The organism is Paracraurococcus lichenis, from assembly GCF_030657435.1.
Classification (GTDB): Bacteria; Pseudomonadota; Alphaproteobacteria; order Acetobacterales; family Acetobacteraceae; genus Paracraurococcus; species Paracraurococcus lichenis.
In genome coordinates this window covers 77,772-98,675 of record NZ_JAUTWS010000022.1, presented here as the reverse complement: position 1 = coordinate 98,675, position 20,904 = coordinate 77,772, and the positions used below count along the sequence as shown (strand labels likewise).

At 70.8% G+C, this 20,904-nt stretch carries 18 protein-coding genes; 14 read left to right on the top strand and 4 right to left on the bottom strand.

Annotated elements, in window-relative coordinates; genetic code table 11:
• The first annotated feature begins 47 nt into the window (after positions 1-47).
• The 8 genes from yghU to Q7A36_RS21485 all read left to right on the top strand — a co-directional run bounded on the left by yghU (position 48) and on the right by Q7A36_RS21485 (position 8,022).
• Entirely contained in the window at positions 48-929 is an 882-nt protein-coding gene (gene yghU, locus Q7A36_RS21520) for a glutathione-dependent disulfide-bond oxidoreductase (protein ID WP_305105805.1), read from the top strand.
• Positions 930-1,024: 95 nt separating this feature from the next.
• On the top strand, positions 1,025-2,245 hold the full coding sequence (locus Q7A36_RS21515) for an FAD binding domain-containing protein (protein WP_305105804.1): 1,221 nt from the start codon (positions 1,025-1,027) through the stop codon (positions 2,243-2,245).
• A gap of 66 nt (positions 2,246-2,311) precedes the next feature.
• Positions 2,312-3,226: a dioxygenase family protein gene (locus Q7A36_RS21510; protein WP_305105803.1), complete on the top strand. Its 915-nt coding sequence runs from the start codon at positions 2,312-2,314 to the stop codon at positions 3,224-3,226.
• Positions 3,227-3,262: 36 nt separating this feature from the next.
• Entirely contained in the window at positions 3,263-4,522 is a 1,260-nt protein-coding gene (locus Q7A36_RS21505) for an amino acid ABC transporter substrate-binding protein (protein WP_305105802.1), read from the top strand.
• Between the two features lie 7 nt (positions 4,523-4,529).
• The gene (locus Q7A36_RS21500) at positions 4,530-5,411 is read left to right on the top strand and encodes a branched-chain amino acid ABC transporter permease (protein ID WP_305105801.1); all 882 of its coding nucleotides are present in this window, start codon (positions 4,530-4,532) and stop codon (positions 5,409-5,411) included.
• A gap of 202 nt (positions 5,412-5,613) precedes the next feature.
• Positions 5,614-6,582, top strand: a complete 969-nt coding sequence (locus tag Q7A36_RS21495) for a branched-chain amino acid ABC transporter permease (protein ID WP_305105800.1) — start codon at positions 5,614-5,616, stop codon at positions 6,580-6,582.
• A complete protein-coding gene (locus Q7A36_RS21490; RefSeq protein ID WP_305105799.1) occupies positions 6,579-7,298 on the top strand; it encodes an ABC transporter ATP-binding protein in 720 nt (239 codons plus the stop codon). The genes Q7A36_RS21495 and Q7A36_RS21490 overlap by 4 nt, the downstream gene beginning before the upstream one ends.
• Positions 7,285-8,022, top strand: a complete 738-nt coding sequence (locus Q7A36_RS21485; protein ID WP_305105798.1) for an ABC transporter ATP-binding protein — start codon at positions 7,285-7,287, stop codon at positions 8,020-8,022. Before Q7A36_RS21490 ends, Q7A36_RS21485 begins: the two co-directional genes overlap by 14 nt.
• Before the next feature lie 30 nt (positions 8,023-8,052).
• Here the strand turns inward: Q7A36_RS21485 and Q7A36_RS21480 are convergent, their stop codons facing one another.
• The 4 genes from Q7A36_RS21480 to Q7A36_RS21465 form a co-directional block, all read right to left on the bottom strand.
• A complete protein-coding gene (locus tag Q7A36_RS21480) occupies positions 8,053-8,928 on the bottom strand; it encodes a VOC family protein (protein WP_305105797.1) in 876 nt (291 codons plus the stop codon).
• Positions 8,929-9,580: 652 nt separating this feature from the next.
• Positions 9,581-10,336: an MORN repeat-containing protein gene (locus Q7A36_RS21475; RefSeq protein ID WP_305105796.1), complete on the bottom strand. Its 756-nt coding sequence runs from the start codon at positions 10,334-10,336 to the stop codon at positions 9,581-9,583.
• 295 nt (positions 10,337-10,631) lie between these two features.
• Positions 10,632-12,548, bottom strand: a complete 1,917-nt coding sequence (locus Q7A36_RS21470; RefSeq protein ID WP_305105795.1) for a serine/threonine-protein kinase — start codon at positions 12,546-12,548, stop codon at positions 10,632-10,634.
• A gap of 337 nt (positions 12,549-12,885) precedes the next feature.
• Positions 12,886-14,610 carry a methyl-accepting chemotaxis protein gene (locus Q7A36_RS21465; RefSeq protein WP_305105794.1) on the bottom strand — a complete coding sequence of 575 codons (1,725 nt, stop codon included), beginning with the start codon at positions 14,608-14,610 and terminating at the stop codon, positions 12,886-12,888.
• 390 nt (positions 14,611-15,000) lie between these two features.
• Between Q7A36_RS21465 and Q7A36_RS21460 the strand changes: the two genes are divergently transcribed.
• Genes Q7A36_RS21460 through Q7A36_RS21435 form a run of 6 tightly spaced genes read left to right on the top strand, consistent with a single transcriptional unit; the run spans position 15,001 to position 20,903 of the window.
• Positions 15,001-15,339, top strand: coding sequence for an STAS domain-containing protein (locus Q7A36_RS21460; RefSeq protein WP_305105793.1), 339 nt, complete (start codon positions 15,001-15,003; stop codon positions 15,337-15,339).
• Between the two features lie 6 nt (positions 15,340-15,345).
• A complete protein-coding gene (locus Q7A36_RS21455) occupies positions 15,346-15,714 on the top strand; it encodes a response regulator (protein WP_305105792.1) in 369 nt (122 codons plus the stop codon).
• Complete coding sequence (locus Q7A36_RS21450; protein WP_305105791.1) at positions 15,711-17,699, top strand: chemotaxis protein CheA; 1,989 nt, start codon at positions 15,711-15,713, stop codon at positions 17,697-17,699. The genes Q7A36_RS21455 and Q7A36_RS21450 overlap by 4 nt, the downstream gene beginning before the upstream one ends.
• A 13-nt stretch (positions 17,700-17,712) precedes the next feature.
• Complete coding sequence (locus Q7A36_RS21445; RefSeq protein WP_305105790.1) at positions 17,713-18,198, top strand: chemotaxis protein CheW; 486 nt, start codon at positions 17,713-17,715, stop codon at positions 18,196-18,198.
• A 20-nt stretch (positions 18,199-18,218) separates the two neighbouring features.
• Positions 18,219-20,429 (top strand): HAMP domain-containing methyl-accepting chemotaxis protein, encoded by a 2,211-nt coding sequence (locus Q7A36_RS21440; protein ID WP_305105789.1) that lies wholly within the window; start codon positions 18,219-18,221, stop codon positions 20,427-20,429.
• A 3-nt stretch (positions 20,430-20,432) separates the two neighbouring features.
• Complete coding sequence (locus Q7A36_RS21435; RefSeq protein WP_305105788.1) at positions 20,433-20,903, top strand: chemotaxis protein CheW; 471 nt, start codon at positions 20,433-20,435, stop codon at positions 20,901-20,903.
• Position 20,904: the final 1 nt, after the last annotated feature.

Genomic DNA, 20,904 nt, shown 5'->3' with positions numbered 1-20,904 from the left:
CGCAACCGGGCGGGCCCGCGCCCGCCCATGCCGCGAAAGGCCCATGCATGTCCGAGACGTCCGAATACGTGCCGCCCAAGGTCTGGACCTGGAACAAGGGAAGCGGCGGCCGCTTCGCCAACATCAACCGCCCCATCGCCGGCCCGACGCATGAGAAGGAACTGCCGGTCGGCAAGCATCCGCTGCAGCTCTACTCGCTCGGCACGCCGAACGGCGTGAAGGTGACCGTGATGCTGGAGGAGCTGCTGGCCCTCGGGCACAGCGGCGCCGAATACGACGCTTGGCTGATCAAGATCGGCGAGGGCGACCAGTTCGGCAGCGGCTTCGTCGCCATCAACCCGAACTCGAAGATCCCGGCGCTGCTCGACCGCAGCGGTCCGCAGCCGATCCGCGTCTTCGAATCGGGCGCGATCCTCACCTATCTCGCGGAGAAATTCGGCGCCTTCCTGCCCAAGGGCGGCGCGGCGCGGGCCGAGTGCCTCTCCTGGCTCTTCTGGCAGATGGGCAGCGCGCCCTATCTCGGCGGCGGCTTCGGGCATTTCTACGCCTATGCCCCGACCAAGATGGAATACCCGATCGACCGCTTCGCCATGGAGACCAAGCGGCAGCTCGACGTGCTCGACCGGCGGCTGGCCGAGAGCGAGTACATCGCCGGCCCCGACTACACCATCGCCGACATGGCGATCTGGCCCTGGTATGGCGGGCTGGTGAAGGGCTGGCTCTATGGCGGCGCCGAGTTCCTCTCGGTGCAGGAGTACAAGCACGTCAACCGCTGGGCCGACCAGATCCATGCCCGCCCCGCGGTGAAGCGCGGCCGCATGGTCAACCGCGTGCAGGGCGAGCCCTCCGAGCAACTGCGCGAGCGCCACGACGCCGGCGACTTCGAGACGAAGACCCAGGACAAGCTGGAGCCGCAGCCGGCCTCCTGACGCAGCGCGGTGCGCCGGGGCCGCTTGCGCCCCGGCGCGAAGCCTGCTGCGCTGCCGCCCGACGGGCCGCGACAGGCCCGCGGGAGGAGATGGGCATGGCGACCAGCGAGGGCCGCCGCGCGATCGTCATCGGCGGCTCGGTCGGCGGACTCTTCGCCGCCAACCTGCTGCTGCGGCGCGGCTGGGACGTGCATGTCTTCGAGCGCGCGACCGAGGGCCTGGAATCCCGCGGCACCGGCATCGCCCACCACCCGGAGACCGAGGCGATCATGGCGGCGGCCGGCGTGCGGGACGAGCACGCGCCGGGCGTGCGCGTCGAGGGCCGCTGCGCGGTGGATGCGCGGGGCGAGGTCGCGGCGCGCCACCACTACCCGCAATACGTCACGGCCTGGGGCCGCGTCTTCAATCCGCTGCGCCAGGCCTTCCCGGCCGAGCGCTACCACGGCGGGAAGGAATTCGCCGGCCTCTCGCAGGATGCGGAGGGCGTCACCGCCCACTTCGCCGACGGCACGGCGATGCGGGCCGCGCTGCTGGTCGGCGCGGACGGCTTCCGCTCCGCCGTGCGGGCGATCGTCGCGCCGGAGGTCGTGCCGCTCTATGCCGGCTATGTCGGCTGGCGCGGGCTGGTGGAGGAGGCGGAATTCTCCGCTGGCTTCGCGCCCATCTTCGGGCAGTTCACCTTCGGCTTCCCCGACCATGGGGAGGTCATCGGCTATCCCATCCCCGGCCTGCGGGACAGCGTCGCCCCGGGCGAGCGGCGCTACAATTTCCTCTGGTACTACCCGGTGGATGCCGGCGCGGCACTGACCGACCTGCTGACGGATGCGACCGGCCGCGTGCATGCCTGGTCCATCCCGCCGGCGCTGATCCGGCCGGAGCATGTGGCGGCGCTGCAGGCGGATGCCGCGGCCCGCATCCCCGCGCCCTATGCCGAGGCGCCGCGGCGCGCCCGGCAATTCCTGGTGCAGCCGATCTACGACCTGGAGAGCCCAAGCATGGGCTTCGGCCGGGTCGCGCTGCTGGGCGATGCCGCCTTCGTCGCCCGGCCGCATATCGGCACCGGCGTGCTGAAGGCGGCGGAGGACGCGCTGGCCCTGGCCGAGGCGCTGGCGGCCGGGCCCGACATCCCGGACGCCCTGCAGGCCTATTCCGCGGCACGCATCCCGCCCTCCCGCGCCACGGTGGCGATGAGCCGCTTCCTCGGCGCCTTCATCGAGCGGCGGCTGCCGCGGCCGGAGGCCGACCCCTCGCTCGGGCTGACGCTGCCCCGGCTGCTCGAGCTCAGCGGCCGGCCGCTGCCGCGCAATGCGCATTGACCGGGGCCGGGCCGCCGCGCATCGTTGCGCCAAGGCGCGCCTGGCGCGCAGGAGGGAGCGACCGATATGCCCGATCTCGACCGGATGGGCGTGACCGCCGAGGCGCTGGCGCAGATGGCCAATACGCCCGACCCGCGGATGCGGGAGATCATGGCGGCCGCCATCCGCCACCTGCACGACTTCGCGCGCGAGGTGGACCTCAAGCCCGACGAATGGCTGGCCGGCATCGCCTTCCTGACCGCGGTCGGCCAGGCCTGCACGCCCTTCCGGCAGGAATTCATCCTGCTGTCGGACGTGCTCGGCCTCTCGCGCCTGGTCAATGTCATGCACGATGCCGAGGGGCGCGAGGCGGCGGGGACCGAGACCAGCCTGCTCGGCCCCTTCTTCCGCGAGAAGGCGCCGGAATTCCAGGCCGGCGAGAGCATCGCCGCGACCGACAAGGGCGGCGAGGAGATCATCCTCTTCGGCCAGGTCACCGATGCCGAGGGCAAGCCGCTCCCCGGCGCGGAGATCGACATCTGGCAGGTGGACGCGACCGGCCTCTATGACCTGCAGGCCAACGACGCCGAGCACATGGACATGCGCGGCCGCTTCCGCACCGATGCGGCGGGGCGCTTCCACATGCGCACGGTCAAGCCGATGGGCTATTCCATCCCGATGGACGGGCCGGTCGGGCAATTCGTGCAGCGGCAGAACCGGCACGGCATGCGGCCGGGCCATATCCACATCCTGGTGCAGGCGCCGGGCTACCGGGAACTCGTCACCGCGCTCTACATGGCGGATGACCGGAACATCGACAGCGACACCGTCTTCGGCGTGTCGCAGTCGCTGGTGGTGATGCCCGAGAAGGGCCTGCCGGATGCGCCGCGCAGCGACCTGCCGGCGATCCGCTACGATTTCCGGCTCTCGCGCCTCGCCGCCGGGGAGACCGGCGGGCGGGTCGGCGCGGATCCGTCGCAGATATTGCCAGCGGCCCAGTAAGAGGCCGCGGACGTCCAAGGGAGAGAGAGAAGAACGATGACCGAGTTGACCCGCCGCGGCCTGGGGCGCGCGGCGCTGGCTGGCGCCCTCACCGCGGGCGCCTTCCCCGCCTTCGCGCAGGGGGCGAACCCGATCCGCATCGGCTATTCGATGTCGCTCTCGGGCGGGCTGGCGGCCAACGGCCGCTCCTCCCTCCTCGCGCACCGGATCTGGGCGGAGGACGTGAACGCGAAGGGCGGGCTGATGGGCCGGCCCGTGCAGATCGTCAGCTATGACGACCAGAGCAATCCCGCGAACGTCCCCGCGCTCTATACCAAGCTGATCGATGTGGACAAGGTGGACATCGTCACCTCGCCCTATGCGACGGCGATGATCGCGCCCTCCATGCCCGTGATCATGCAGCGCGGCATGACCTATGTGACGCTGTTCGGCGCCGGGGTGAACGAGAAGCTGAAATACGACCGGCACTTCTCCATGAACGTGACGGGCAGCGACATCAAGGGCACCTATGCCCGCGGCTTCCTCGAATGCACGAAGATGCTCCCCACCCCGCCGCGGACCATCTCCATCCTCGCGGTGGACAACGACTTCGCCCAGCGCGCGGCCGAGAGCGTGCGCGGCATGGCGCGCGAATACGGGCTGCGCATCGTCTATGACCGCTCCTACCCGCCCTCCACAGTGGACTTCACCCCGACCATCCGCGCCATCCAGTCGGCGCGGCCGGACGTGGTCTTCTTCGCCTCCTACCCGCCGGATTCCAACGGCATCCTGCGCGCGGTGAGCGAGCTGAAGCTGACCGCGGCCCTGTTCGGCGGCGGCATGGTCGGGCCGCAGATCGCGGCGGTGCAGGCGCAGCTCGGCCCCATCCTGAACAACCTGGTGAACTGGGACGTCTATTCGCCCGAGCCGACGATGAAATTCCCGGGCGTCGAGGCCTTCCAGGAGAAGTACCGCGCCCGCGCGCCGGCCGAGCAGACCGACGTGCTCGGCAATTACCTGCAGCCCTATGCCTATGCGCAGATGCAGGTGGTGGAGCAGGCGGTGAACCGGGCGAAGAGCCTCGACCAGGCCGCGCTCGCCGCCGACATGAAGGCCAATGCCTTCGGCACCATCGTCGGCGAGGTGAGGTTCGGCGCCCTCGGCGAATGGGTGAAGGACCGCAACCTCTTCGTGCAGTTCCAGAACATCGCCGATGGCGACCTCGAGAAGTACAAGCAGGCGGGGACCAAGGTGATCCTCTACCCGCCGGAGCTGAAGTCCGGCACCCTGAAGTCGCCCTACGGCCAGCCCGCCTGAGGGCAGGATGGATCCCGATCTCTCGCTGCTGCTGAACGGGATCGTCAGCGGCCTGCTGCTGGGCGGCCTCTATGCCGCCGCGGCCTCGGGCCTCGCGGTCTCCTTCGGCATGCTCGATATCGTCAACATCGCGCATCCCGCGCTGATGGTGGCGGCCGGCTTCGCCGTTATCCTCGTCGGCGGCGCGCTCGGGCTCGACCCGCTGCTGGTCGCCCTGCTGGTCGCGCCGGCCTTCTACCTGCTGGGGACCGGGATCTACCGCGCCTACCACCACTTCTTCGAACGCCGCGGCGACGAGGCGCTGCAGGGCCTCGCCTTCTTCTTCGGCGTGATGTTCATCATCGAGGTCGGGCTCGTCATGGCCTTCGGGCCGGAGCAGCGCTTCCTCGACCCGCCCTGGGCCTTCACCACTTGGCGCCTCGGCGAGATCGACCTGCCGCTCCGCATGCTCGTCCCGGCGCTGGTCTCGCTGGCCGCGATCGGGCTGCTCTGGCTCTTCCTGCAGCGGAGCTTCACCGGGCTCGCCATCGCCGCCGTCGCGCAGGACGCGCAGGCGCTGCGGCTGATGGCGGTGGACCCGGTGCGGGTGAAGCGGCTGGCCTTCGGCATCTCGACCGCCTTCGCCGCGATCGCGGGCGGCGCGCTGGTGGTGGTGCAGCCGATCGACCCTTCCTCGCATGCCGTCTTCATCGGCCGCGTCTTCGCCATCTGCATCATGGGCGGCATGGCCAGCCTCTCGGGCTGCGTCATGGCGGCCTTCCTCTTCGGCGTGGTGGAGAACGTGACGGCGACCTTCTTCGGCCCCTCCTGGTCGCCGGCGGTCGCCTTCGGCTGGCTGCTGCTGGTCCTCGCCGTGCGGCCGCAGGGCCTGTTCGGGAGGGCGGCATGATGCTGTTCCTATGGCGCATCATGCGGCCGGCGCAGCCGGCCGAGCGCGCTTCTGCGCGCCGCCGCATCGGGCTCCCATGGACGTTGCCAGGCAACGTCCATGGGGACCCGTCGTGCGGCGCAAGCCAAGCGGCCGGATGGCCGCGCCCGGCGTCTGAGGGCAAGGAACGCCATGCCTGCGGCCGCCGCAGGGGGCCGCAGGCATGAGCGCGGCGACCCTGCCCGCGCCGGCGCTGCGGGCGGAGCGCGGGCACCTAACCTACTGGCTCGGCGCGCTCGGCATCGCCGTCGCGCTCGCCGTCGCGCTGCGGCTGGTCGGCAACGAATACGGCTGGTACGCCGGCTACTTCGTGCTGCAATACGTCGTGCTCTCGGCCGCCTGGAACATCCTGGGCGGCTATGCCGGCTACGTGAATTTCGGCGCGGCCGGCTTCATGGCGGCGGGGTCCTACACCTCCATCGTGCTCTACGAGTCGATGGGCCTCGGCGTCATCCCCGGCATCATCGGCGGCGCCGTCACCGCGGGGCTGCTCGGCCTCGGCACCGGCTATCTCACGCTCAGGCTGCGCGGGGTCTATTTCTCCATCGCCACCCTCTGCCTCGCGGTCGTGCTGCAGACGCTGGTGGTGAACTGGGACTATGTCGGCGGCTCGCGCGGCGCCTACATCATCCGCCCCGCGACGCTGCCGGGCTTCGCCAGCTATGGCGAATACATCTTCGTCGTCATGCTGGTCCTCGCCGTGCTCGCCGTCGGCATCGGCCGCATGGTGGAATTCTCGCGCCTCGGGCGGGGCCTGCAGGCGATCCGCGACAACGAACGCGCGGCGGAGGCGGTGGGCGTGCCGACGCTGCGCCTCAAGCTGCTGGCCTGCACGCTCTCGGGCGCGCTGATGGGGGTCGCCGGCGCGCCGCTGCCCTTCTATGCCGGCTACATCAACCCGGAGGGCGCCTTCAACCTGGCCTATGCCGTGAATTCCATCGCCATGCCGCTGATCGGCGGCGCGGGCACCTGGCTCGGCCCGGTCATCGGCGCGGTGCTGCTGGCGACGCTGCAGCAGGCGGCGACGGTGACCATCTCCTCCGCCCTCAACCTCTGGATCGTCGGCTGGATGCTGGTGGTCTTCGTGGCACTCTTCCCGCGCGGCATCATGGGCTGGTTCCGCCGGCGATGAGCGGTGCCGTCCTCCTCGAGGCCCGGGGCGTCGGCAAGCGCTTCGGCGGCTTCACCGCGCTGCAGGGCGTCGACATCGCGCTGCGCCCGGGCGAGCGGCTGGGGCTGATCGGCCCCAACGGCTCCGGCAAGTCCACCTTCGTCAACTGCATCAGCGGCGACTTCGCCGCGCATGACGGCAGCGTGACGCTGGGCGGCCAGAAACTGAACGGGTTGAAGCCGCACCGGCGGGCGCGGCTCGGCCTCGCCCGCACCTTCCAATTGCCGCAGCCCTTCAACAGCCTCTCGGTGCTGGAGAATGTCCGCGTGCCGCTGCTCTTTGCCGGGGAGGCGGCGCATGCCACCGCGCGGGCGATGGAGTGCCTGGAGCAGGTCGAGCTGGCCGCCAAGGCGGACAAGCTGCCGCGCGAGCTGACCCAGGTCGAGCAGCGGCGGCTGGAGCTGGCGCGGGCCATCGCGCTCCGGCCGCAGCTCCTCATCGCCGACGAGGCCATGGCCGGCCTCAGCCATGCCGAGGTGGACCAGATCCTCGACCTGCTGCGGCGGCTGAATGCCGCCGGCACGGCCGTCATCATGATCGAGCACATTATGCGCGCGGTGACCGAGTTCTCCGAGCGCCTGATCGTCTTCGTCGCCGGCCGCAAGATCGCCGACGGCCTGCCGCGCGAGGTGCTGGCGCTGCCCGAGGTGGAGGGGGCCTATCTTGGCAAGCAGTAGCGCGCTGGAGATCAGCGGCATCGATGCCGGCTACGGCGCGGTGCGGGTGCTGGAGGACGTGACGCTGACCGTCCCCTCCGGCCAGACCGTCGTGCTGCTCGGGACCAACGGCAACGGCAAGACCACGCTGATGCGCAGCATCATGGGCCAGGTGAAGCCCAGCGCCGGCAGCATCCGCGCGGTCCTCGACGGCCGCGCGACCGACCTTGCCGGCCTCTCGCCGGAGCAGGTGGTCGAGCTCGGCATCGTCCTGGTGCCGGAGGGGCGGCGGCTCTTCCCGCGCCTGACGGTGGAGCAGAACCTCCGCCTCGGCGCCTACCGGCCGGCGGCGCGGGAGCGGATGGCGGAGAACCTCGCGCTTTGCCTCGAGATGTTCCCCCGCCTCGCGGAACGCCGGACGCAGCTCGTCGGCAGCATGAGCGGGGGCGAGCAGCAGATGGTGGCGCTCGGCCGCGCCGTCATGTCGGCGCCGCGCATCCTGCTGGTGGACGAGCCCTCGGTCGGCCTCGCCCCCATCCTCGTCGCCCGCACCATGGAGATGATCGCGGAGATGAAGCGGCGGCTCGGCCTGACGGTGCTGATGGCGGAGCAGAACTTCCACCAGGCCGTCCGCATCGCCGACCGCGGCTATGTCATCGCCCATGGGAAGATGGTGTTCGAAGGCGAGTCCGCCGCGGCGCTGCAGGACAACGAGTTGGTGCGGAAGGTGTATCTGGGACTGTAGGCGGGGCGGCGCGCCACCCCGCCGCGCGCCTCAGGCCGGCGGCATGGTCCAGGCCATCGCCTCCTGGCCCGTCGCGTAGATCGTGTTGGTGACGGCCGGATTGCGGTTCACCAGCTTGCGCATGAACAGCGGATGCGTCACCGACCGGCACTCGTGCTCCACCTCGAAGAGCAGCCGCCCGTTGTCGGGATCGACGACCTTGATGAAGCGGTACTGGTGCTGGCTGTCCTCCTGGCTGATCAGGCCGCGCTCGGACAGCCGGGCATGCACGCCGCCGAAATCGACGAAGGCGAGCTGGATGTGGTGGCCGTCATAGGCGGGCTGCGGCGCATCGGTCTCGCGGAAGGTCAGGACCTGGCCGGGCGCGACCAGGACGCGGGCCACGCCGTTCTCGATCGCGGCCGGCGCCGCCACGATCTCCCGGTAGAAGCGGATGATGCCGTCCAGCGTGTCCGGCGGCACGTCGAACTCGACATAGGGCATGCCGAGCACGATGCGGCCGAAGCGGTCGGCGTCCGGGCCGTGGCAGCGGATGCGGTTGCCCCAGGGGCAGGTGACCGCGACATGGTCTTCCCGCTCCTCGAAGGCGTACATCGTGCCGTCCAGCCAGCGCCGGGCGGTCTGCAGCCGGTGCAGGAGCTGCTCGCGGTCCGGCAGCACCAGGCCGACCGTGCCGCGCAGCCGCTGCGCCGGGCCGGTTGGCAGGTGGAACTGGCTGACGCCGGCATTGGCCCACATGTTGTCGATGCCGGTCACGAGATAGGGGTCGCGCGTCAGCCCCAGCGCCGAGATGTAGAAGGCCGTGGCCTTGAGCTGATCGGGCACGCGCAGGTTCACGTGCTGCAGCTCGACGGAATTGCCGAGGGATTCCGCCGTGCGGGTCCAGGGGCATTCGGGCCTGGTCATGCCATCCATTCTTGCGTCCTCCGTCAGGTCCTGCGGGCGGGGCTCCCCGTCCTGTCTGCAGCGCGGCACGGCCCCGCGGGGCGCGGCCGATCCCGGCGCGGGTCGGAGTTGCCGGGCAGGTCCCGCGCGACGGGTCGCGCGGCGATCCTGCAAGACCCCCTCCCCGGGATTTTGACCGGAAGCCTCGCATGCCGGCGGCCGGGTCGTAAAGCCGGCTGGCCCCGGCTGCACCGTGGCCGTCCCCGCGGGACCTTCTGCGTTCCAGTACGACAGCCGGGTTCGGTGACGGCGGGATCGGTGTTGCGAGTATGCGCGGCGGCCCCGGTGTGGATGTCGTCTGCGCCAGATGGACCGGTGCGGTGCGTGGCCTGGTCGGGCTTGTGGTAGCGTCCATGGCGGTGATGGAAAATCCGCCTTCGGCCGCGGTGCAGAGCGGGGGCGGCCAGCGGACCTGGCGGCTGGGGTGGGGTCTCGATGCCGCCCGCGGGGGTGTCGTGGGCGTGAAGCCGCGCCCCTGCAGCGCCACCGCGGCGCAGGTCCCGGCGGTTGCGGCGGCGTTCACGGCCGTCGCAAGCGCGCCAGCCGACACGACCATCGCTCCTCTCCGGAACCCGCCGGGAATGGGACCGGGGCGGGCCGCCGCGGCAATGCTTCAGCGGCACTCCGCATCCGGCCGGCCAATGCCGATGGTGCGCCAGGAGGTGCGCATGCAGCCATTGACCACCTCGCCGTCGTAGCGGTCGCGGCCGGCGAAGACATAGGTGCCGCGGCCCTGCGGCCGGTCGTTCACATAGCTGCCGTCATAGACGCCGTTCTCCGCGTAGAAGGTTTCTACGCCCGCGCCCTGCCTGCGGTCGTTCCGCCACTCGCCGACATACATGCCCGCGCGGCCCGGCTCGAACCAGCGGAAGGTCCCCTTTCCGTCACGCTTGCCGGCCGCCCAACTGCCGTCGTAGGTGTTGCCATTGGCATAGAGCATGGAACCGGTGCCATTTGGCTGGTCGTCCTGCCAGCCGCCCTTGTAGCGGGCGCCGGTGGCATAGAGTTGTTCCCCCGTGCCGGACCGCCGCCCCTCCGCCCAGCCTCCCTCGTATCGCGCGCCGCTCGGCTCGGCCAGCGTGCCGCGGCCGTGGAAGCGGCCGGCACGGAACATCCCCTCGTAGCGCCGGCCATCACGGAACTGCAGCGTGCCCTGGCCCTGGGCGCGTCCCTCCACGAAGGGCGCCTCAAGCTGGTCGCCATTGGCGGCGATGCGCAGACCTTGCCCGGTCAGGCGGCCGCCGGAGAAGGTGCCATTGTACTGGGCGACGACGTGCTCGCCGGACCAGATCTGCAATTCGCCCTCGCCGCTTGCCGGGGTTCGGCTGCAGCGGCGGCCGGACCAGGTGATCGTGGTGTCCGCGGTCACCTCGGGCGCCCAGAGCTGGCAGCCGGAGCGCGCGTCGAAGGCCCAGCCAGGCTCGCTGGGCGCGGTCGGTCCCGGGACTTGCTCGGGCGGCGTCGGCGGCGGACCGCCTGACGGCTCGCTGTTCGGCCTTGGCTTGGACCCGCCTGCGCCGGGCGGGGGAGCGGGCTTCGGCGGCCGGGGTTCAGAAGGGCGGGGTTCAGAGAACTGCTTCGGATCGAGCGGCGCCTTCGCCGGGGTCGGCAGGAGGAGCGGCAGGGCGAGGGCAAGCAGCGGGGCGAGGCGGCGCATCCGGACCCTACCGTGGCACGGTCTGGACGACGAAGGCCTGCGCGGAGACGCGGCCGCCGTTCTCCTGCGCGGCCCGCAGGGCGGGACCGAGCGCCTGGGCGAATTCGTCCAGGCGCTCGAACATCTGAGGGCGCGGGCGCGCGAAGAGCGGCCGCTCCGAGACGACGACGAGGAGCAACTCGGTCGCCGGCATCTGGTCCAGCACCCAACGCGGGTCGGTCAGCAGCAGGCGAGTGCGCGGAGGATGCCGCTGCGGCAAGGCCGCGAGATGCGCCACCTGGCCGTTCGCCTGCAGGAAGTCGAGATAGACATGCGCCGGCCAGTCGGGAAGCTCCACGCGCACGCGCAGGGCCTGCCCGGGAGCAAGGCGGCTCGGCCCATCGAGCCCGGCCTGCCAGTTGGGCTCGTCCTCCATGAAGGGTCGCGCCGCCGCCAGCATCCGGCAGAAATGGCTGCCGATGGTGTCCACCTGCATCCGGGACGCGGCCGCCGGCACGCCCGCCGCGGCAAGGCTGCGCTGTGCCGCCTGGATCTCCGCGATCGGGGCGAAGCCACGCAGCGCGACGCTGTCCACCGTGCCGACGGAGGCGACGACGCCGCAGCGGAACGCGCCGAGCGCCTCGGCCGCCGCCGGCCGATAGTCTGGCCTCTGCGGCACGGCGGGCAGGGGTGGCTCCGGCAGGGGCATGGGGACCGGCGCCGGATCCGGCACCGGCGGACGCGGCACTGGCGCAAGCGGCTGGGGCACCTGCTCGCGCTCGGCGAAGCTTGGCGCCCTGTCGGCCTCCGGCGGGACCCCCTGCGGGCCGGGATCCGGGCGTAGGGCCGGTCCGCTCGAGGGCGGAAGCTCCGCCGAGGGCCCGGACGGCTCGGCCCTGCGCTCCGCCGGCAGGCCGAACACCACCGCGCCCACGGCCAGCATCACGGCCATGCCACCGACCGCGACCGGCATGAGCCAGGGGGCGGGCTGGGGGCGGCGCGGCGGACGGGGACGGCTCGCGGGCGGCGGCCTCGTGCGCGCTCCGTCACGGCCCGGCTCCTCCGCGGCGGGGCCCCGTCGCGGGAGCGGCGGCTCCGCCCCCGTCGCGGCCGGCTGGGGTCCGACCTGCGCGGCCGCGTCCCGCAAGGCGGTGGCGAATTCCGCGGCGGAGCCGAACCGCATCTCCGGCTGCTTGGCCAGGGCCTTCGCCACCACGGCATCGAATTGCAGCGGCACCGCGGCGCGCGTCCGCGAGGGCAGCACGGGCTCGGCATAGAGCACCTTGTGCCCCACCGTCGTGCGGCTGCCCTCGAAAGGGCGTTCCCCGGTCAACAGTTGATAGAGGATGACGCCCGCGGCCCAGAGGTCGGCGCGGTGATCGACAGGCTCGCACAGCACCTGCTCCGGTGCCATGTAGGCCGGCGAGCCCAGCATGGTGCCGACCACCGTCATCGAGGCGTCCTCGATGCGGGCGATGCCGAAATCGGTGATCTTCGCCACCCGGTCGCGGGTGAGCATGACGTTCTCGGGCTTGATGTCGCGGTGCACGACGCCGCGCGAATGGGTGTAGCCGAGCGCGCTGAGGATCTGGCCCATGAGCTGGACAATCGCCGGCGTGTCCAGGCGCACGCCGCGGTCGAGCAGCGCGCGCAGGGTCTCGCCGTCGACCAGTTCCATCACGATCCAGGCGCACTCGTTGTCCTCGCCGAAATCGAGGACGGAAACGATGTTGGGATGAAAGAGGTCGCCGGCGGCACGGGCGCCCTGACGGAACCGCGCATGTTCCTCCTGCGCCGCGGCGTCCCCGAGCATCCGGAGTTGAAACACCTTGACCGCGACGAGCCGCTGCAGGGCGCCGGTATCGAAGGCTTCGTAGACCTTGGCCGATGCCCCCGAACCGATTTCCTTGCGTATCTCGTAACGACCGGCGATCTGCCGAAGCATAAGGTGCTCCTGACCCCTGGCCGATTGGTGATCACGCTGGTTGCGTGCCGGCCTGCGCAACGGAAGGATGGTGGGCCGGGGTTTCAACCTTTGGAAATGCAAATTCCCGATGGCCTGCCGGGTATGGGGCCGGGCATGGGGCCGGGCATGGGGCCGGGATAGGGGGCGGGGGCGCGTCGCGCGGACCACGCCTCGGCGCCGCGCACGGGGGCCAGGACAGCCGCCGGCGCCATGGCAACCGTCGCGCGACCGCGACGCGCCCCAGGCCTCGGCAGGCCAGCGGTGGACCTCCCGTTCCGGCGGCAGTCGCCTGGCGGGATCCGTGCGGCCGCCCGTATCAGAACAGCAGATCCTCGAGGCTGCCGGCGGGCTCCGGTTCGGGCAGGGCAGGGGCGGCGCCGCCGAGCAGGCGCCGATGCGTCTCGCGCTCGCTGGCCATGGTGTATTTTGCCGGCAGCGTCAGGGTCAGGATGTTCCTGATCTCCTCCAGCTCCTCTCCATGGGGCATCGGCCCGGCCGCCAGCACGCCGGTGCGCGCCGCGGTCTGGCGCATGACCGCGGCGATGCCCGTGCCCTCGATCCGCTCTGCCGCCTCGCTCAACGCCTCGCCGAGCGCCTCGCTGTCCAGGCGCAGTTCTGTCAGCATCGAGGTGACGGCGCCGGTGGTGGCGGCAAGGCTCGCCATGGAATGCTTCAGCGTCCTGGCAACCTCGGCGATGCCCGGGTTCGCCGCGCCTGCCGATGGGGCGAGAGCGGCGGCGGCCCTTTCCATCTCGGTCAGGCCGTCCCGTATGTCGGCGGCGCTGACGGTCGTCTGATCGGCGCAGGCGCGCAGTTCCTGTGCGACGACCCGGAACACCCGCCCGGCATCGCCGAGGCGGTTGGATTTCAGCACCATGTTCAGGCCCATGAGCCGAAGCTCCGCTTCCAGGACGCTGACGGTGCGGATCTGGGCCACCAGCTTCGCCACTGCCTGAGCGACGGAGGCGGCCAGCGTCTCCGAATCCTCGTAGGCCGTCTGGAAGTGCTGCAGCAGCTCGGCGGCCTCGCCGACACTGGCCTCGATCTTCCCGAGGAACAGGGAGACGTCCTCGCCGGCCGCGCCCAGCGCGCCGGCGCCGATCCGGCAGATATCCTCCGCATCGGCGGCGAGGCCGCGCAGCGCCTGCGACACGCGCCGGCTCTCGGCCTCGAAGTCGTCCGCCGCCTCGTTCAGCAAGGCGACCTCCAGGCGGCCGGCGAGGGCCAGGACCATGCCCCGCTGCGCCGGCGCGACCTCGACCGGCGGGACGGGGCCGGAGAGCAGGCCCTGCGTGGCTTCCATCGCCTCGGCCACATGCTCGACGCGCTGCCGGGTGGTGTCGCCGATCTGCAGCGCCATCACCGCGCTGGACACCTTCTCCTGCACGAGGGTGGAGCGCTGGCGGATGGCCTGGGAGGTGACGGCACCGGCGGCGCAGCGCTGGCTGATCGCCGCCGCGTCGTCGCCCAGGGTGCGCGGAATGCTGTCCACGGCTCCCGCCTCGGGCCCCGTCCTGGCCGATTGGCTGGCGGCGGATTCCAGCACCAGGCTGCTGAAGCCGGCCAGGTCGCGGCCGAAGCCTTCCAGGCTGCTGCGCGATGCTTCGAAGATCCGGAAGACCTCGTTGGTGAAGACCGCGAACTCGGTGTTGATCACGCCGCGGCCGGCGGCGGAGATGCGGGCGTTGATCGCCAGGATGCCGATGGTCCGGATGGTATTGGCCATCTGCGACGCGTGCTGCCGGACATTCGTGACCAGGGATTCCAGCCGCCTGATCGTCTGCTGGCGTTCCCGCAGGGCGCAGGCGAGCTGCGGGACCTGCTCCGCGACGGAGCGGAGGCCCCGGGTCGCATCCGCCAGCGCCGTGCCGCCCAACTCGTCGACCAGGGACTCGGATCGGGCGATGACCTTCCCGAGCAGTTGGTCGGAGCGGGCCAGGCGGCCGCCGACCTCGGCGAAGTCGCGCTCCAGGGGTGCCGCGACCGCCCGGAGGGCCGAGGCCATGTCCGTCAGACCGTTCTCGTCGGCGGCACTGATCATGAAGGGTCCTGCGAAAATTTGCCGTATCCACTAGACCCTAGCGCAGTCGGACCATTTGCGCAAAATTTCCTGAAAGGTTTCGGTGCCTCGATGCGGCCGATCGGGATCCGCGGCCGAGGCGGCATCGCAGGCTGGCAATGTGTGCGAAAATATCTATAATGCTGTTCAGAAGCAGGTGTAAACACCTGTTTTTCCAGGGATAGCGGGGCGTAGAGCCTTTCACCTAGAGGTGCAAGGGCAGCGAGTCCCGTGCCTCCGCATGAGATTACAATTTCGCATTATTTAGGTTCCGGGCGTGCGAGAAAGATCGAGGCACCGCCGCACTCAAATTTGTTTGACCTTTTTAGCGTTATGCGAAAAATAGAGCGGATTTCGGAGCCCCTTCCCCCCATGAACCCGGAGAATGCCGTCGCAGCCGCCGTGCCGGTCGCCCGCCTCGTCCTGGAGAGCGAGCTGACGATCCGCCATGCCGAGACGCTGCACGCGCGGCTATGCGAGGCGCTGGCGGCCGGACAGGGCATCGAGATCGATTGCCGGAAGGCGCCCCAGGCCGATCTCTGCTTCGTCCAGATGCTGCTGGCCGCCCGCCGCAGTGCCGCCGCCAGCGGCAAGACCTGCCGCATGGTGCAACCCCTTCCGCCATCCCTCACGCAGGTCCTGCTGCAGGCGGGAATCCTGCACGACGACGGCAGCTTCGCCGACCCCTCCTCGTCCTGGCTGAAAGACTGAACGGCAATGGCCAAGCTCATTCTCACGGTGGATGACTCCGCGAGCCTCCGCCAGATGGTCAAGATGACCCTCTCGGGCGCCGGCTATCAGGTCATGGAAGCTGGCGACGGCGCCCAGGGGCTGAAGCAGGCGAAGGAGCGGCAGGCCGACCTCGTCGTCACCGACCTCAACATGCCCGTCATGAACGGCCTGCAGCTGATCCAGGAGCTGCGCAAGCTGCCGGCCTATCGCGGCGTGCCGATCATCTTCCTGACCACGGAATCGGACGCGTCGCTGAAGGCCCAGGCCAAGGCGGCGGGCGCCACCGGCTGGATCACCAAGCCCTTCCAGCAGGAGCAGCTCGTCGGCGTGGTGCGGAAGGTCCTCGGGGCATGAGTGCCGATCCGGCCGAGACCTTCCGGCAGGAGGCGCAGGACCTGCTGGAGCAGCTCGAGCAGGCGCTCCTCGACCTCGACCAGATGCCCGGCAATATGGAGCTGATCGACAGCGCCTTCCGCGCCCTGCACACCATCAAGGGCTCGGGCGCGATGTTCGGCTTCGAGAAGGTGGCGGCCTTCACGCACCATGTCGAGAATGCCTTCGATGAGGTGCGGAAGGGCAGGATTGCCGCGACGCCGGAACTGATCGCCCTGGCGCTGGCCGCGAAGGACCATATCCGCGGTCTGCTGGAAGGCACCGCCACCGCGGGAACGCCAGAGGAAGCCGCGATCCTCGCCGGCCTGCAGCAGATCCTGGAGCATGTCGGCGCCGCCGGTGCCGCGGCCATGCCGGCTGCGATGCAGGAGGAGGAGGCGCCGGGCGCCTGGCAGATCAGCATCCGCCTGCCGCGCGATGCCATGGCGATGGGGACCAACCCGCTCCTGCTGCTCGACGAGCTGCGCGAGATGGGCACCGCGACGGTGGTGGCGCGGACCCAGGACATCCCGCCGCTGGAAGACCTGCAGCCCAGCGACTGCCACATTGCCTGGGAGGTGGTCCTGCACACCGACCGGCCGCGCGCGGCGATCGAGGAGGTGTTCCTCTTCGTCCTCGACGACATGACGCTCGAGCTGAAGCCGCTGCGCGAGACGCCGCCCGCCGCCGCGCAGCCGGAGGCCCCGCCGGCCAGTCCGCCCGCGCCGACCGCTGCCGAGCCCGCGCCCCGGCAAGCCGCCGAGCCGCCGCCGCGCCGCGAGGATGCGAAGAACACCTACAGCATCCGCGTCCCCGCCGAGCGGCTGGACGAGCTGATGGACCGCGTGGGCGAGCTGGTGATCGCGCAGTCCCGGCTGCGCCAGGTCGCCGCCGCCAGCACCGACATGCAGCTTCGCTCGGTCGCCGAGGAGCTGGAGCGCCTGGCCCTGGAGCTGCGGGACACGACCATGGGGATGCGCACCGTCCCCATCGCCCAGCTCTTCAACCGCTTCCGCCGCCTCGTCCACGACACCGCCCGCGAGCTCGGCAAGGATATCGAGCTGGTGACGACCGGCGAGGAGACCGAGCTCGACAAGACGATGATCGAGCGTCTCGCCGACCCGCTGGTGCACATGATCCGGAACTCGCTCGACCACGGGCTCGAGACCCCGGAGGGCCGCACTGCCGCCGGCAAGCCCAGGGCGGGCCGCCTGCATCTCTCCGCCCGGCACGCCGGCGCCCAGGTGCAGATCTCCATCCGCGACGACGGGCGCGGCCTGGACCAGGCCCGGATCCGCGCCCGGGCGGAGGAACGCGGGCTGATCGTGCCCGGACAGAAGCTCACCGAGGGCGAGCTGTTCCAGCTCATCTTCGAGCCCGGCTTCTCCACCGCCCAGCAGGTCACCAGCCTCTCCGGCCGCGGCGTCGGCATGGACGTGGTCCGGCGCACGATCGAGGGCCTGCGCGGCAGCATCGACATCACCAGCACGCTGGGGCAGGGGACGGAGATCACGCTCTGCCTGCCCCTGACGCTCGCCATCATCGACGGGCTGCTGGTCCGCGTCGGCCAGGGCCGCTACGTCATCCCGCTCTCGGCCGTCGAGGAATGCGTAGAACTGTCGGCCGAGGCGGAGCACCGGCAGGACCGCTGCAACTTCCTCAACATCCGCGGCAGGCTCGTGCCCTTCCTGCGGCTGCGGGAAGTCTTCGCCAGCGCCCCGGCCACCGAGCTCTTCCCGAAGGCGGTCATCGTCTCCTCCGGCGAGCAGCATGTCGGGCTGGTCGTCGACCAGGTGATCGGCGACCACCAGACCGTCATCAAGTCGCTCTCCAAGCTGCATGCCGACGCGACGATGTTCTCCGGCGCCACCATCCTGGGCGATGGCAGCGTCGCCCTGATCCTCGACATCGCCCAGCTCGTCGCCTTCGGCCAGGCGCACGAGGCCGGCCTGCTGAGTGCGGCCTGAGGAGACGCGGCGGATGACCGGGCAGGACACGACCAACCCCCTGCGGGTGGTCACCATCGAGCTCCAGGGCACGCATTTCGCCCTGGAGACGCAGTATGTGCGCGAGATCCTGGATCTCGGGCCGATGACGGAGGTGCCGAATGCCTCGCCCTTCGTCAACCGGCTGATCAATGTGCGCGGCAAGGTCGTGCCGCTGGCCGATCTGCGCCTCAGGCTCGGCCTGGAGCAGGGGCCGCCGACCATCGATTCCCGCATCATCGTCATGGATATCGAGCTCGACGGCACCTCAAGCATCGTCGGCATCCTGGCCGACAAGGTGCACGAGGTGACCGAGCTGGCGGCCACCGCGCTGACCCAGACCCCGAAGCTCGGCCTGCGCTGCCGGCCCGAGCATGTCCGCTGCATCGGCAAGCGCGCCGACGACTTCATCATCGTGCTGGATCCCCCGCGCATCTTCGCCAGCGCCCTGTCCGAGCCTCCTCCCTCACCCGCCCATTGAGCCGCCCGCCGGAGCACCCCATGCGTCTCACGATCAAAGCCAAGCTCGCCGGCGCCTTCGGCGCCGTCATCCTGTTGGGGGTGGCCGCGACCAGCCTCGGCATCAGCAAGCTGTCCGCCTTCAATGAGGAGGTCGAGCAGATGGTGCAGGGGCCGGTGCAGCGGATGCAACTGGCCAAGGACATCTACAGCAACCTGCTGCTGCTGGTACGGGCGGAGAAGAACCTGGTCATCGCCTCATCGCCAGAGATGATCGACCGCTTCGTCAAGGAGATCACGGATCTGCGGCCACAGGTCCTTACTGCGCGCGACCGGCTGCTCCAAGTGGCATCGCCGGAAGGGCGCCAGAAGATCGAGGTCTTCAACGGCCTCTGGCAGCGCTACGTGACCGTGCAGGACCGCATCCGCGAACTCGCCTCTCGCGATGCCCTGCAGCAGGCGCGCGACCTGTCGCAGCAGGAGGGCCTGGTCAGCCTGGCGCCGGCCTTTGCGGCGCTGCAGCAGGTGCGGGAGCGCTCACCGGCCGCGCCCGCCGAACGGGCCGCGACGCAGCTCCAGCTTCGCCTGCACGAAGCGCTGCGGGCCGAGGCCGACCTGGTCTCCGCCACGGATGCGGCGATCCAGCGCCGCTTCTCGCAGCAGCTCTCCGCCGCGCTGAGCGACGTCGCCACCCAGCGCGAGGCCCTGCGCCGGGCGCTGCCGGAGGCCGACCGCGCGACTGCGGACCAGATCGGCCGTGCCATCGACGCCTGGCTGCCGGTCCAGCAGAGGGTGCTGGACCTGGCGAAGCATGACACCAAGCGGCAAGCGGCCCAGCTCTCGGCCACCGAGGCACGCGACATTGTCCGGCAGGCGCAGCAGCAGCTCGAGGATGTGGTCAAGCTGAACGAGACGCGCCTGCGGACCACCATCGAGGGCCTGGCGGAGACCTACGACACCTCCCGCACCATGCTGATCACCGCCATGATGGCCATGCTGCTGCTGGCGACCGGCGCCGCCTTCGCCATCGCGCTCGGCATCAGCCGGGGCCTCGGCAAGGCGGTGGCGCTGGCCAATGCGGTGGCGGTCGGCGACCTCGACCAGAAGATCGAGGTCAGGAGCCATGACGAGGTGCGCGACCTGGTCGATGCCCTGAACGGCATGACCGCCAATCTGCGCAGCATGGCAACTACGGCGGATGCGATCGCCGATGGCGACCTGACTGCCCGCGTGTCGCCGCAGTCGGACAAGGACCGGCTGGCCCTGGCCCTGGAGCGGATGCTGGAGAAGCTGCGGGGCGTGGTGTCGGAGATCCTCGCCGCCTCGGAGAACGTGTCGTCCGGCAGCCAGGAGTTGTCGGCGTCCGCGCAGCAGTTGTCGCAGGGCGCGACGGAGCAGGCCTCCTCGACGGAGGAGGCCTCGGCCTCGATGGAGGAGATGGCGGCGAACATCAAGCAGACGGCGGACAATGCCAGCCAGACCGAGAAGATCGCGCGGCAGTCCTCGTCCGATGCGCAGCTGACCGGCGAGGCGGTGGGCCGTGCGGTGCAGGCGATGCAGACGATCGCCGAGAAGATCACCATCGTGCAGGAGATCGCGCGGCAGACCGACCTGCTGGCGCTGAACGCGGCGGTGGAGGCGGCGCGGGCTGGCGAGCACGGCAAGGGCTTCGCGGTGGTGGCGTCCGAGGTGCGCAAGCTGGCCGAGCGCAGCCAGACGGCGGCGGCCGAGATCAGCGGGTTGTCCTCGGCGACGGTGAAGGTGGCGCAGGAGGCCGGGACGATGCTGGCGCGGCTGGTGCCCGACATCAAGCGGACGGCGGAGCTGGTGGAGGAGATCAGCGCGGCCTGCCGCGAGCAGGACATCGGCGGCGAGCAGGTGAACCAGGCGATCCAGCAGTTGGACAAGGTGACGCAGCAGAACTCCTCGGCCTCGGAGCAGATGTCGGCGACCTCGGAGGAGCTGGCGGCGCAGGCCGAGCAGTTGCAGTCCAGCATCGCCTTCTTCCGGGTCGATGGCGGCGCGCCGCCGCCGCGTCCCTCGGCGGCGCCGGCGCCGCAGCACCCGGCGACGCGGGCCCAGGTGGTACGCCTGCGCGATGCCCTGCAGGCCAATGGCCGGCCGCGCCCGCAGCGCCGGCCCGCGGCGCCGGCGCCCGCGCCGCGCCAGCAGCGCGCCGCAGCCGGCGGCGGCGTCGCCCTCGACCTGAGCCCGGGCCCCGATGCCCACGACGCCGATTTCGAGCGGTACTGAGCCATGAGCCAGGAGCGCCCGACCGCGACCGCCCAGCTTGTCACGCTGGGCATCGAGAACGAGGTCTTCGCCGTCCCGGTGGAGATGGTGCTGGAGATCCTGGACACGCGGCGGGTGACGAAGCTGCCGGACGCGCCGGCCTGGATCCTCGGCCTCATCGATGTGCGCGGCCGCAGCGTGCCGGTGATGGACCTGCGGACCAGGCTCGGCCTGCCGCGGGTGCCGGCGACGGAACACAGCCGGATCCTGGTGCTCGACGTGCCGGGCGATGGCGGCAGGCTCGTCGCCGGACTGGTCGTGGATCGGGTCTTCGAGATCACCGCCCTCGACCCGCCCGGTGCCGAGCCGCCGCCGGACATGGGCGGTGCCTGGCGCTCCGACCATGTCTGCGCCGTTGGCCGGCGCAACGAGGGATTCGTCATCATCCTCAATGTCCCGCACCTGCTGCGGGGCACCGAAGCCGTGCCTGCCTGAC